Origin of the sequence: Undibacterium sp. Ji49W (genome assembly GCF_049340205.1) — a bacterium.
Lineage (GTDB): Bacteria > Pseudomonadota > Gammaproteobacteria > Burkholderiales > Burkholderiaceae_D > Undibacterium.
On record NZ_JBMPOW010000087.1, the window covers coordinates 1 to 219 of the forward strand.

General features: G+C 55.7%; 1 protein-coding gene. It reads left to right on the forward strand.

From position 1 onward, the window contains the following. A partial coding sequence (locus tag ACO0LK_RS27140; RefSeq protein WP_422980628.1) for a hypothetical protein occupies window positions 1–219 on the forward strand: 219 nt, incomplete at both ends.

The window sequence follows — 219 nt, forward strand, 5'->3', positions numbered from 1 at the left end:
CCCAAATCCAGTTGAATGACACCATCGTTGATGCCCTGGTTGACAGCTATCAAGCTGCTAACACCACCACCCACATCGAACGTCTGACCATCCGTGCGATCGACAACGTCAACGTTGCTAACGCAACAGTTGGTGTGTCCATCGATGCTGGTGCACTGACAGCGCAATCTGCACTGGACGTGACACTGGGCCGTGGCGCCAACTTCCTGAGCCTGGGTG